The sequence below is a fragment of the Synechococcus sp. W60.1 genome (assembly GCF_047461575.1).
GTDB lineage: Bacteria > Cyanobacteriota > Cyanobacteriia > Thermostichales > Thermostichaceae > Thermostichus.
Window position 1 is genome coordinate 218442 of record NZ_JANSHL010000002.1, and the last position, 13081, is coordinate 231522.

The 13081-nt window shown below is 54.1% G+C and carries 11 protein-coding genes; 6 read left to right on the forward strand and 5 right to left on the reverse strand.

What is annotated here, in order from left to right; all coding sequences use genetic code 11:
- Positions 1–137: 137 nt before the first annotated feature.
- Both glgA and NW805_RS03115 read left to right on the forward strand, forming a co-directional pair.
- Positions 138–1679, forward strand: coding sequence for a glycogen synthase GlgA (glgA, locus tag NW805_RS03110; RefSeq protein ID WP_414421604.1), 1542 nt, complete (start codon positions 138–140; stop codon positions 1677–1679).
- Between the two features lie 45 nt (positions 1680–1724).
- Positions 1725–2345 (forward strand): hypothetical protein, encoded by a 621-nt coding sequence (locus NW805_RS03115; RefSeq protein WP_414350843.1) that lies wholly within the window; start codon positions 1725–1727, stop codon positions 2343–2345.
- Here NW805_RS03115 and rsmD read toward each other — a convergent pair.
- The 3 genes from rsmD to NW805_RS03130 are packed head-to-tail and all read right to left on the reverse strand — an operon-like array spanning position 2342 to position 4597.
- A complete protein-coding gene (gene rsmD, locus NW805_RS03120) occupies positions 2342–2893 on the reverse strand; it encodes a 16S rRNA (guanine(966)-N(2))-methyltransferase RsmD (RefSeq protein ID WP_414421605.1) in 552 nt (183 codons plus the stop codon). The genes NW805_RS03115 and rsmD overlap by 4 nt on opposite strands.
- A gap of 9 nt (positions 2894–2902) precedes the next feature.
- Positions 2903–3790 (reverse strand): Sll0314/Alr1548 family TPR repeat-containing protein, encoded by an 888-nt coding sequence (locus NW805_RS03125; RefSeq protein ID WP_414421606.1) that lies wholly within the window; start codon positions 3788–3790, stop codon positions 2903–2905.
- Between the two features lie 39 nt (positions 3791–3829).
- Positions 3830–4597 (reverse strand): HEAT repeat domain-containing protein, encoded by a 768-nt coding sequence (locus tag NW805_RS03130; protein WP_414421607.1) that lies wholly within the window; start codon positions 4595–4597, stop codon positions 3830–3832.
- A 341-nt stretch (positions 4598–4938) separates the two neighbouring features.
- Here NW805_RS03130 and NW805_RS03135 point away from each other — a divergent pair, with 341 nt between their 5' ends.
- Both NW805_RS03135 and NW805_RS03140 read left to right on the forward strand, forming a co-directional pair.
- On the forward strand, positions 4939–5553 hold the full coding sequence (locus tag NW805_RS03135) for a Uma2 family endonuclease (RefSeq protein WP_414384346.1): 615 nt from the start codon (positions 4939–4941) through the stop codon (positions 5551–5553).
- Between the two features lie 194 nt (positions 5554–5747).
- Positions 5748–6362, forward strand: coding sequence for a Uma2 family endonuclease (locus NW805_RS03140; RefSeq protein ID WP_414384344.1), 615 nt, complete (start codon positions 5748–5750; stop codon positions 6360–6362).
- 157 nt (positions 6363–6519) lie between these two features.
- On the opposite strand, the gene NW805_RS03145 is transcribed toward NW805_RS03140, so the two are convergent.
- Positions 6520–9168 (reverse strand): phospholipase D-like domain-containing anti-phage protein, encoded by a 2649-nt coding sequence (locus NW805_RS03145; protein ID WP_414421608.1) that lies wholly within the window; start codon positions 9166–9168, stop codon positions 6520–6522.
- Positions 9169–9270: 102 nt separating this feature from the next.
- Between NW805_RS03145 and NW805_RS03150 the strand changes: the two genes are divergently transcribed.
- Both NW805_RS03150 and NW805_RS03155 read left to right on the forward strand, forming a co-directional pair.
- The gene (locus NW805_RS03150; protein WP_414357407.1) at positions 9271–9786 is read left to right on the forward strand and encodes a nucleotidyltransferase domain-containing protein; all 516 of its coding nucleotides are present in this window, start codon (positions 9271–9273) and stop codon (positions 9784–9786) included.
- Positions 9746–10195 carry a HEPN domain-containing protein gene (locus NW805_RS03155; RefSeq protein ID WP_414384341.1) on the forward strand — a complete coding sequence of 150 codons (450 nt, stop codon included), beginning with the start codon at positions 9746–9748 and terminating at the stop codon, positions 10193–10195. Before NW805_RS03150 ends, NW805_RS03155 begins: the two co-directional genes overlap by 41 nt.
- Before the next feature lie 21 nt (positions 10196–10216).
- Here the strand turns inward: NW805_RS03155 and NW805_RS03160 are convergent, their stop codons facing one another.
- A complete protein-coding gene (locus NW805_RS03160) occupies positions 10217–13042 on the reverse strand; it encodes an anti-phage-associated DUF1156 domain-containing protein (RefSeq protein ID WP_414421609.1) in 2826 nt (941 codons plus the stop codon).
- Positions 13043–13081: the final 39 nt, after the last annotated feature.

Genomic DNA, 13081 nt, shown 5'->3' on the forward strand with positions numbered 1-13081 from the left:
AAGATGAGGCGCTGCATCAGCTCATCCGGCGCAGGGATCCCTTGTGTTTTAGGATGGGAAGGGTTTTGGCTGAGGGCAACTGAGCCGGGATCCGTTCGCGGCGGTGGAGTAGAGCCCACAACACCAGGGAGGGCAGCGTGGTTCAAGCCAGGATTTTGTTCGCAGCGGCAGAGGCAGCACCTCTGGCCAAGGTGGGGGGCATGGCGGATGTGGTGGGATCCCTGCCTGTCGTTTTGCGCAAGCTGGGGCAGGATGTCCGCATCATCATGCCTCTGTATGGCTTTCTCTGGGACAAGTTCGGCCAGGAACCAGGGCAATACCCCCGCTCGAAAGATCCCATCTGGTCTAAACAGGTCATGGGTCAGGTGGCCGATATTTACGAAAGCGTTTTGCCCGGCACCGATGTGCCCCTCTACTTGGTCAGCCACTACTGCTTTGCTCCCCACCGCATCTACTACGGCGAGGACGAGTTCTGGCGCTTCACCTTTTTTGCCAACGCCGTAGCCGAATTTGCCTGGACTTACTACCCCTGGAAACCCAACATCATCCACTGCCACGATTGGCACACCGGCATGATCCCGGCCTGGATGCACCAAGCTCCCGATATTGGCACGGTGTTCACCATCCACAACCTGGCCTACCAAGGGCCCTGGCGCTGGCAACTGGAGCGCATGACCTGGCTGCCCTGGTATTTTTCTGCCCACAACACCATGGCTGCCGGGATCCTCTACGCCGACCAAGTGAACACCGTCTCGCCCACCTACGCGATGGAGATTCGCACCCCTCTACATGGGGAAGGACTGCAGGACTTGTTGGCCTGGAAAGGGGAACGGTTGCGAGGAATTTTGAATGGGATCGACATCGACAGATTTGATCCCCGCACCGACCCAGACCTAGAAGCCAATTTCAGCATCGATGATCTCAGCGGGCGGGCGGCCAACAAAGCCACGCTACAGGCCAAGTTGGGCTTGACCGTCAACCCAGATACCTTTCTGATGGGCATGGTGGCCCGTTTGGTGGAGCAAAAAGGGATCGACTTGCTCATCCAAGCCCTGGATCGCTTCCTGGACTACAGCGACGCGCAATTCGTTTTGCTGGGAGGCAGCGGCGAAGCCTACTACGAAGGGCGGATCCGGGAGATGGCCGAGCGGCACCCGGGCAAAATGGCCTACCAAAAAGGCTACCAACCCAAGCTGGCCCAGTTGATCTACGGGGGGGCAGATGCGTTTTTGATGCCCAGCCGCTTTGAGCCCTGCGGCATCAGCCAGATGATCGCCATGCGCTATGGGTGTGTGCCCATTGTCCGCCGCACGGGGGGGCTGGTGGATACCGTCAGCCACCACATCCCCAGCAAGGGGATCGGCACCGGCTACTGCTTTGACCGCTACGAAGCCCTGGACTTCTACACCTGTCTGGCGCGGGCTTGGGAAGCCTTCCAGCACAAAGAAACTTGGCAAGCGCTGCAGAAGCGGGGCATGGCCAGCGATTTCAGTTGGCACCGCTCAGCGCTGGAATACCTGCGCATGTATGAGCTGATTCTCAACCTACCGCTGCTGCCGGAAAAGCCTCCAGAGCCACCCAACTCGCCCAGCTCTTCTCCGCCCAAGCTCAAGAAGCCCATCTCCTCCCAGCCTCGCTCCAAAAGGATCCCTGAGCTGCAGCAAAGGCACGAGGAGTAGGGTAGAGTGGAACGGGTCAAAAAAGGTTTTGGGGGTTACCCGCACATGATTGGACGACGTCCTACTGTTGCTTCCCAAGGCTGTCGCCAGGACGCCATCGCACAGGGGCTCAGCCTTCTGCGCCGTTCTTGGGCGCGGTTGGTTTTCGGCGTACTGCTCGGCCTTGTCCTGGGCATGGGCTCCACCTTCTGGGCCACTGCTCAGCAGCTCCCCACCGGGCAACAGCTTATTCCCAATCCGCAGCAGTTTCGCGCCCTAGAGCAGCCCAGCAGCGCCCTCAGCGCATTGCGAGCCGAACAACTGGCCGCCGAAGCCAATGCCGCCATCCAAGCGCAAAACTACGACCAGGCTGTCGAGCTGCTGCAGCAGGTGTTCAACGCCTACAACCAGCGCTCCAACTACCACCAAGATCTCTCCCGCGCCTTCGCCGGGATCCAAAACCGCATCTCCGAAGAACAGCGGGAGCTGGCCCGTGTTGCCGCCCAAGCCCGGGATCAAGCCGCCTACGATTTGGCCGTGGTCTATCGCGCCGCCGGGCGACCGGAAGAGGCTGTGGGCTGGCTGATCCAGGTCATCAACAGCCAGGGCCCAACCCGCGAGCTGGGCACCCAAGCCTATCAGCAGCTCTTGGAAATCGGCTTCGTCAGCACTCCCTTCCCCAGCTAGAGCTGCTCTTCCAGATGGCGATAGAAGGCGAGGGCCGTTTGCCCATAGGTTCGTTGGTCAAAGCGCAGCAGGGATCCCACCTGGTCTGGTAGCTTCTGGCCGCTGCGATGCTCGACGATCAAGGTTCCGCCTGGCTTCAGCAGGGGTGGGATCAGGGGCAGCAGAGGGGCATACAGACCCGCCGCGTAGGGGGGGGCAAAATAGACGTAGTCAAAGGGATCCAAACCCAGCCCTCGGCTGAGCAGCTTGCGGGCATCCCCCTGAATGACCTGGAAAGATTGCCCCGGCTGCGCCACCTTGGCCCAGTTGGCTCGGATGATGCGGCAGGCAGGGGCGGCAATCTCGATCCCGGCCACAAAAGCGGCCCCCTGACACAGAGCTTCTGCTCCCACCGTACCGGCCCCACAGCACAGATCCAGCCAGCGACAGCCTTCCACCTGCCCTTGCAAGATGTTGAACAAGGCCTGCCTCACCCGGCCAGGTGTGGGTCGGGTGCCCAAGCCAGCGGGAGTTTGCAGCGCTCGTTTGCCGCTGATGCGCAGGCTCATGGGATCCCTTCAGGGGCTAGGCGTGGCCGGCAACTGGCCGGTCAACCCACTGCGCTGGGCGGCGCGATCCCGCTCCATCTGGATTTGCTCCACCAAAGGTTGGGGCAGTTGGGCGGAAGCTTGCAGGGCCTGATCGAAAAGGGGGACGGCCTCTCGGTCTTGCCCTTTGGAAACCAGAATTTGCGCCTTGAGGTAGTAAAGCTCGGGGTTGCTGCAAGAAGCAGCAATGGCTCGATCCACCGCCTCCAGCGCCTCGTCAAAGCGCTGCATATCCCGGTAGGCCAGAGCTTGGCCGCGGTAGGACAGATAGTCAGGCGCTGCCATCCGAAACTGATTTAGAGCCTTCTCCCGGTAGGTCAGCAGCAAATCCATGTAGCCGTTGAGCAGATTGAGCTCCGGATCGCTGCTGTCCACTGCTTGGGCGGCCCGAATGGAAGCAAACAATTGATTGAGGGTGGGCAGAGCTTTGGGCAAACCGATGACCACCCCATCTCGCACCACTATGTTGGCTGCCTCCAGCCCATAGCCCACGCCCTCATAAAGGTTGCCCCGCAGGGGATCCGTCTTTTTCAACTCGGCGGCCACCTGTCGGGTTTGAGTGGCCAACTGGGCAAATGCTTCCAGGTCTCCCTCCTGATAAGCCAGCGCCGCCAACAGGGCATAGACCATCGGCTCTTCGGGGGAGGCCTTCTTGGCCATTTCCAGTTTTTCCCGGCTCTGGCTGTAGCGGCCTGCACAGAAGAACTCTTCAAAAGCTGCCGCCACCTCCGGCCTGATGGGGCGGGCATTGTCCCCGCTGCGGAAGGGATCCTGCGCCCAAACGGGCAGAGCGGATCCCCACACCCAACAAATCACCCCCAGCAGTTTGCCCAGCCTGCTCATTTTGCCGATACTCATCCCCAGTGCCTCAACTCCCACCCCCATCTAACCCTCTCTTCAGCGCAGCAGTTGGGCAATCGAAGCAATAGCGGCATCTTGAACCAACTCATTGGGCTCATAGGCCAGAAGATCGTGCAAGGGACCCAAGGCGCGCGGATCCCCAATTTGGCCGAGGGCACGGGCCGCCGCCTCCCGCACCACCGGCTCATCGTCCGCAAGCTTGGTCAGCAAAGCCGGCACCGCCTCCACCACCCGCATTTGCCCCAACTGGTAGATGGTTTGCAGTTGAGCCTCCAGAGGGGTTGCTGCCGCTGGGAAAACAGAGCTGTACATGGAAATGCCCGCAGAACCGTCGGAGGAGTAGCCGCCATAGGCCATCGAGATGGCCGAGAGAGCCTGCAACGCCTCTAGGGCACGAGATCGCTCTGCCCCGCTCATCTGGGGCAATTGAGCCACCAGATCATCAAAAGCTTGCTGCACAGGATCGACAGCCGCAACCTGTTGGGCAATGCGAGTTAATTGGCGATCCGCCTGCACCTGCTGCCAAGACTGGAACGCTGCCAGACCTGCCACTATCAAAGCCGCATCTGCCAGAATGGCCAGCAGCGCCATTCCTCCCCAAATCTTGCTGCGACGGCTGAGCCTTCGCATTTGCTTATCCACATAGACAAAGGCTTGGTGCTGCCGTTCCCAAAAGTCGGGGGCCACCTGCAGAGTTTGGGCGCTCAGATCGGGAGACAGAAGGTTTTCCTCGCGGGCTACCTCCAGGCTCTGTAGCCTCTGATTCAAGCGAGAAAATTGTTTCGTCCAGAGCCAAGTAAACATCAGGTCACGTCCTCTCTCCAAGCCTGCCAATGAGAACCAAGTCCTGCTGACACGACATCATGTGGCCTGTGCTGGCATCTAATCTAGCGTCAGGCAAGGTTGGCCCACTTTCCCTCGCGATCCCAGGGGGGAGCTTATGCGACAGGATAACAAAAGCGTCGGCTCCCCACCACCGGTCTTTACCCCAGAATCGCAGGATACCTCTCATCATGGAGAGGCCGACGAAGGATACAGAGAGGTTGGCTGCACTTGCGACCGAGAGAACCCGAAGGCCACCGCGTCGAGCTTCTCGACACCCGGCTGACCGCTTGATCCATTCTGCCGCTGCCTGAGGAGATGCCATGACCACTGCCCTCGCCCCCCGTAAAACCCACACTTCAGAGGAATACTTTGCCCTGGAAGCTGAATCAGAGGCCACAGGCGGGATCCGCCGTGAATTTCGCAATGGGGAAATTATTGAGATAACTGGCGGCACACCCATTCATAGCCAACTGATTACCAGTGTCAATGCCCTACTTTGGCTTAAGCTAAGAGGCAAGGGTTTTTCCGTTTTTTCTAGTGATCTCAGACTTTACATACCTGCCTTCGAACAATATGTCTATCCCGATGGTATGGTGATCCAAAACCCAGTTCAGCTTAAAGAAGGGCGCAAGGATACTGTCACTAACCCTATCTTAATTGTGGAAGTGCTCTCGCCTGCCACCGAAAGCTACGATAGAGGAGCGAAGTTTGCTGCCTATCGCTCTCTCCCAACTTTACAGGAGTATCTGCTAATTGACCAAGCTCGAATCAGTGTAGAACACTACCGCTGCCAGGGAAATGTCGAGTGGATCTTCAGGGACTACCATGCCCTGGATGATGTTGTTACGCTGCCATCTGTCAACATCACTTTTTCCCTGGCAGACATTTACGGTGATATTGAATTAGAGCAAGATTCAAATGCAACACGCTCCTGACAAGAACCTACTCCCCCACTTGAAACGTAGATGAGGCAAGTTGGGAATGCCTGAAGTGATTCTGCTAGATATCTATATCCGGCTCTGGCTAGGGTTACACGGCTATGCCATAAAAGACTATTAAAGGATGAGATGGGCGACAATGTTTGCAGAAGTATCTAGGGCGTTTTAACTCATTCAAGGGAGGAAAAACTATGACTGCTACCTATGCTGTTTCTTCTAAGCCAATGACTTTTGCTGAGTTTCTGGAGTGGAAACCTAACAGACGATACGAACTACACAACGGAGTTGCGGTTGAGATGCAACCCACAGGGAAACATGATGAAATCAGTGGTTTTCTTGCCATCGAATTGGCATTAGAAATCCGCAGGTGCAACCTCAACTATTTTCTAGGTCGGGACACCTTGATCAAGGCGCCGGAAGGCGATACTGCCTACACTCCTGATGGGGTGGTGATTGACCGTACCGCCTTGGCCAGAGAACCCCTGTGGCAGAAATCCTCGACGCTCATCCACGGAACCTCTATTCCTCTTGTCATTGAAATTACCAGCAACAACTGGCGAGATGACTACTGGCATAAGCTGAGTGACTACGAGACGTTAGGTATTGCCGAATACTGGATCGTTGACTACCAAGCGTTGGGGGGTCGTCGGTACATTGGCGAGCCGAAGGTTCCCACAATCTCGGTTTTCCAACTGGTCAATGAGGAATATCAGGCGCAATTATTTCGGGGCAATGACCGGATTCGCTCTAAAGTTTTCCCTGAATTAAACCTCACGGCTGAGCAGATTTTTCGGGCTGGAGCCTAGCATGGTCAAGGCACTTCCGCCCGTATTAACTCGTGGTCAGAGGCAACTTTTTCCAGCCCATTGGCAGAAGCATATCGAATTGGCTGATATATGGCTACCACCCTTCTGAAAGACGTTCCACAATATCCCGACGGGACAACACCTTTTCGCAGGTCTCCTATCTTGGGCCTTTGGGTTCAACTGTGCTTGCGTAGCGCAGCTCAAAAGCGTTGGCCTGTTTCTTGCGCTCTGTAAACTCCTGCAATTTGGCCTCCAGAGTTTCGATATTCTCAATCCACTCATCTTCGATAGTATCGGGCAAAGAACCGAACAAGTCGTAGCGATCTTTCATCCGCTGAGAAAGCACCTCGTATACCTTTTCGTCGTGGGTACCGTGGTACACCAGGTTGAGCATGTCCACACGGTCGCGGGTCTGACCAAAGCGCTTGATCCGCCCGATGCGCTGCTCTAGGCGGGAAGGATTCCAAGGGAGATCAATGTTGATCAGCGTGCCCAAAGTTTGGAGATTCAGACCTTCACAAGCAGCATCGGTGGCCACCACCAGCCGAATGGTACGCTCTCGCACGGCTCTCTTGATATCTTCCCGCTCTGCGCTCCGCCATTCTCCGGCAAAAAACAAACCCGACTTGTGGGCGCCTGCATAGAGAGCCACACTTTCTTGAGGCAGACGTTGGCTCAGGTTGTTGGCCACCCAATGGGCGGTATCAAAATACTGGCTGAAAATGATGCATCCCAAGTCCAGCCAGTGTCGTTCCTGTAGGAAATAGAGGACGGCATCGAGTTTGGGATCCGTGCTCTTTTGGCTCAAGACGCTAACAATGCGCTCCAAATGGGCATATTCTGCCTCTAAAATCTCTGGAAGGTTGTCTAACAGCCAATCTTCTTCTCCGTCCTCCTCAAAAAAACGCCGCTTTTCCAGTAGTTTCTGAGCCGTAGATAGGCCGCTGGCAATACTGGAGCAGATCCGGCTTTGCATGATGCTTTTCATAAACCCAGCGGATTGGGTACGCTGTCTCAAAGCCCTAGCAAAATCTTGGGCAGCTTCATAGGCCACATCAAATTCGGGAGAAGTGAGCAAACCCAGCCCACAGAACATGGGCAATTGCTCTCCCTCGCTCGGCCAAATATCGACGGCAATCCGCTCAAGCAAGCCCAATTCTTCCAAGGTAGAGCGTTTTCGCAATACGGTATGGCGCAGAATTGGGTTGTGTCGCTGGAAAAAAGTCAGCCCCTGTTGGCGCTCTTCCAGGGCATCTCGCAGTTCTTGGCGGGTGAAGTCCTCCAATTCCGTCAGGGGCTTATCTGTGAAGTGTTGACCTTTGAAGAGCTTCAGATCGCTGCGGATGTGGTCAAACAAGGGATCCTCAACAGATGGCGGCAGAGGATTGCGGAGCAAATTCCAGGCAAAATGCTCGTCGGTCACTGCTTGTTGTCCTGTCAAGATGGGCAGGATCCTTTGCGTCTGCTGCCACAACTGCTGATGCCGTCGTCCCAACACATGCTCGGCACCGCTGTTGAGCACTCCCAGCAGATCCCACAGTTCCTCAACATGGGTTTGGATGGGGGTGGCTGTGCCCAAAAGGACGTGCTTGGACTGCGTGGCCGCCTTGCCCATAAAGTCCAAGAGATTGTTGGGTTTGGGATCCCTTACCGTGACACCACGGGTACAGCGGGCGCGGTGGGCCTCATCCAGGACAATCGTGCCAAAGCGTCGTTCCAAAAGGCATTGGGCTTCGGGGGCATTGTGAAAGATGAGACCCGTAGAAACAATACCAATTTGATAGGGGCAACGGCCAATACCTTCAGCACCCTTGGTTTTGATGATGTGCCCATTGGCATCTTGCCATACCTTGCGGTTGGAGAGCCACACAGCAGAGGGAATGCCCAGTTTATCTTTGAGTTCCACTTGCCACTGCTGGCAGAGGGTAGCCGGACAAAGAATTAAGGCTGGCCCATCTTCCAAAAGGCACGCCACCATCGCCGCAACCGCCAAAGACAAGGTTTTACCCAGCCCCACTTCATCTGCCAGAATGAGTCGCACTGCACCATACAGCTCTCGGTGTTCCAGGAACATTTCCACAAACGACTGCTGCCATGGTTTGAGAACCTCACCCCGGCGATAGAGAGGGGCTTCCACCAATGCGGCTCCAGGAACATCGACAGGTTGCAAGTCTTGAAGAAATACCTCTACCTTGCGAGATAATCGCCCCACCTCTTCCACAATCGCTTCTGGCAGAGGAACACTCCGTTCCCACAGGTACTGAAACTCCGCTTCGACCCAAGCAACCCCTTCTGGCGACTGGTCTTCCCAGACAATTTCGTAATGCTCTTGCCATCCCTGCCGCGTTTCGTTGAGGCTGCCGATAAAAGCAGATTTGGTGCCATCTCTTGCCTCAATAACACCTGCTTTGCCGTGGAGAAAGGGGGCATCTGCGGCTGACACCACTCGCACTTCCACTTTGCCGCTTTTGAGGATTTCGTAAAGTTGACGGTAGCGGGGGCGCTGTAATAGACTGGTGATCAATTCTCCTTTCTCTTCGTTCCATTTTTCTTTGAGCGCCATTTCTCTGGCCTGGCGGGAAGCTTTGCCGATGGCAATATCCCAGGGATCCAAGTCGCTGTTACAGACGATCTGCACCTGCTCGATGTGTGTAATCTCTTCAGTCACCAATTCAAAAATAGAAGAGCGAAAGTACCCAGCAATGCGCTTGTAGGTGCGTGCCTTTGCCAGGCGATCTTTGAGAAAGACATGGCTGAGCCGCTGCTGGCGGGAACTGAAACGGCGTAGGAAAGAAGTGCTGGACATGGCGGGCTGGGGTAAAATTGTAACAATACTCTAGCCTTAAAATGAGCAGCCGAAGGCGCAAGCAGCGTCTTTGCAGAATAAGCTGATCAGCGCAAGGTAGCCATGTCAACCGTACAAGAGTCTGCAGGCTTTCAGGGCAGAGAGAAGCGCAGCATAGGAATATCCGAAGCACAAGCGCGGCTTATTCAAGAGAAAATTCAATCCGTCTTTGGCTCGGATCTGTGGGCTATTGTTGTCTATGGATCCCGCGCCAATAATTCATGGGTTCACGGCTCTGACCTCGATTTATTAGTAATTGCAGAGAATATACCCGATTGCAGAAGCAGAGATGACTTACTGCTTCCTACCTGCAGGGATCTAGAAAAACTTCTTGGCTTGGAGATAAACTTTATCTTGCTAAAGCCCACAGAGCTATGCAGGCCAGCCAGCTTGACTTATGAAGTGGCTACCAACCACCACATCATCTATGAAAAGCAGAACTGCATCACGCAGATCAGGGATATAGTCAATCAACTCATCTGTGACAGTTTAATTACGTATAAAGTATGCCGGGGGATCCCCTATTGGGTGAATAACGATGAGAAAGAAATTAGCAAAAGACTACTATCAAAGGGCTAATTATCGCATCCAAGCGTTGTCATTCTTCTATGAGGTTGGCGATTACGCTGATGTAGTTCGGATGTGCCAAGAAATTATTGAGTTATTCATCAAAGCTTGCCTAATCATTAAGGGAATAAACTACGGCAAAACCCATGACCCTGGTGGCCAAGTAGCAGAAAATAGAGAACGGTTCCCAGAGCTTTCTGACGAGGAAATAGCCTTGCTGGAAAACATATCATTTGAGATGCGCAAAGATAGGGAGTTGGCTTTTTATGGAGCTGTAGATATTGTCCCCTTGGAATACTACAAACAAAAAAATGCGGACAAGGCTATAGCTTATGTTAACCAAATAAAGTCGATTGTTGAGAAATACTTTAACTCAGATGCTGAGCTTGAAGGAAGCCCTGACAATACAACTTGTGAGTGAGTTAATCCTATAACTTCTTCTTCAACCCAAGCGTTCATTTCTGATAAGGGCGAGCAAGATCCCGGCGGCTGAGGACTCTTCTGGATAGCGGTGTTCTCGCTTGCGGGCAATGTATTGACAAAAAGCCACCAAATCATCCCGGCGCATGTGGTAGTTGGGCACCAAAGACCGCAGGTATTCCATCACCTCATCGCTATCCGCCTCTTTCTGCAGTTCGTAGAGAGCAAACAAAACGGCTCGCAGTGCTGAGCGGCCAAATTCGCCCTCAAAGCTGCTCTTCTTGAAGTCTAGAGCATTTTTGAGTCGGGCATTGTTGGGCTGCTGAGAGGCCATCAATTCGCCATAGTCGCCAACTCGAAATGCCTTGGCAAAGTTCTGGTAGTTGTCCAGCTTCTTCAGCCCTACCGCTTCCAGTTCCATCATTTTCAGATAAAAGCGCTCTGCACCACAGCACCCCTCCCACACCCCCTGCGCGATGCCTTCAGGTACAAGATGCTCATTGGCAACCTGCACGGCATAATCAATAATTTCCCGAACGATATCTCTTTCGCCTTTGGGTCGGGGGCGCAGGGCTGCTGCCACCATATCCTGTCCATCAATGCGCCGGTAGCCCGTCAATACCCGCAACGCTGCCGCATAACCTGCCATTTGCAAATCGGCATCTTCAAACAGGTTTTCGGTGCGCCCCTTGCCTTGGGTGCTTTGATTTAGCCCCACCATGGTTTCAATCTGATGGGCAACTTCTTGCCGCACCTCTTCCACCAGCTCATCCCGATAGGCAGAAGTATCTTGCAACCGCTTACGCGCCACCAGCAACACCGTGCCTTGCACATAACCGCCCTTTTTGAGTTCAGAAGTGGTTTCGGTGGCAATGTACCAAGCGGCTGTAACTTGCAAGCCCGCCCCCCACATGATGCTGGCCATATCCGACCACACTTCGGCATCCTGATGGGTGAACATCACAATTTGCAAGCCGTTGTCGGGCATATGCTTTGCTAAGGCAGTGTAGGCAGCAATCATATCCTGACGGAACTTTTCCCCCTTGCCCTGAATGGCTAAAGCTCTGCGACTATCCCACACCCAATGGGCAAATTCTTTGGGTGGATTCTTTCGCAACCACGCAATAAAAAACTCGGTGATTTCGTGGTAATGAATTGCATCGGCATAAGGGGGATCGGTAACTCCACAGTCACAACTTATTTTATGTTCCCGGGCATCTGTACATTGAACAGTAGAAATTCCGGTTAGATGGGAATATCGACGGTCGTATCTGGATACATAAGCACTAATCTCGCAAGAACTTCTCTCGGCATAAGAGAAAAAAGTGTTAAGCGCTTGATTGTAAAATACTTGGGCAACTTTTTCAGCAGTCAGGGCAACACCAGGTCTTCCTGGACTTCCAGGAGTCCATCGACACAACTTAGATGAGTAATCTAATATCTTACAAAGATCTACTGAAAGAGTGGAAACTTTCTTTAATCGATTTGACATCCTAGAAAGTATAAACAATTGTCTTGGACTAAACAAATGATGCCAATAAGTCCAGCCCCGCGTGCGAATTAGCTCATCGGTTTTTTCTCCAGGTTCAATCGGCATATCGGGTACTAAACCAGCTTCTTGCCAAGCGGCGAGGTTTTCTCTAACGATTTGCTCTACTTTGCGCTCTCGTTCTAGGTCGGCGGGGGTGACGCTGGCAAAAAAGGTTTCTTGACGGCTCTTGCCCAATGTTTCGGCGGTGATCCACTGAATGCAATACAGCCGTTCCTGAAAAATATCGTCGGGGCGAGGCATAAAATCGTGCTTTTCCCAACGGCGCAGTTTATTGCCGGTGGTGCCATCGGGAAGGCGGTAATCGCCTCGGATGGTTTTAATAGGCGTGCGGTACTCTTCTCCATCCAGAACGTAAACCAAATCGCCATCCTGAACGGTGCCCTTGGCAGCGGCTTTCATTTCCGCTTCGCTGACCCCGGATACAATTTCAATCTCAAAGCGCTTGTGTTCGGGATTGGGGATCAACTTGGCTACCACATTGCGGGTTTTGCTAATCACCCAACTGGGAGCCATTGGCACCATCCAGCCCGTGTGAGGGCAACGAGTTTCCAGGCAATACAAATAGGCTTTGGCGCGGTTGCCGTGCTCATCATGCTCAATGCCTAGAGCAGTAATTTCCCGATCCACCGCCTCAGCCACTGCTTTTTGGGCTGCTTCAATTTCCCGACGGGTGGCTTCATCGGCTCCCACGATATTCAGCGCTCCCCAAGTGAGCATACAGGCAATGGGATTGAGGTCGCTGGCATAGACATCGCATCCCAGCCTTGCCGCCTCAAAGGGGATTTGACCGCTCCCGCAAAAGGTATCCCCTACTCGTGGGCGATGCCCAAACCGCAAAATCCCCAGTTGTTCCACCAATTCCGGAAAGCTGTGGGCATTTGTCCCCAAATGTTGGTTCACCCGATCCCAAATGGGGCCGTAGAGGGTGGCATCGTCGCATTCTTCTGGGCGTTTGCAGAGTTCCAGTTTTTCGAGGTAAGAGCCTTGTGCCAATTTGGGTTTATCCCGTTGCGATTTCAGACGGCGTTCCAAACTGCTGTCAGCAATGCCCATCAGCAACTCAAACACTTCCAGATCGCCTTCGGGGTTATCTGTGGCAGGTAGCAATGCCCCCAACACACAGGCTTTGGCAAGGATCAGGGGTTTGCGCCCTTTCCAGTAGCTCCCCAACGCCGTGAGGGTTTGGCCAGCCCCAGCTTTGCGTTCCTTTTGGGCTTCGGCGCTGATTTTTTGGGCAGGCAAGAGCCGCTCGATCAAACTCGGCTTATCTTTCCAAGCAAGGGGGATGATGGACAAGGGAGATCTCCGGCGATACCATCGATCATGGTAGCTCTT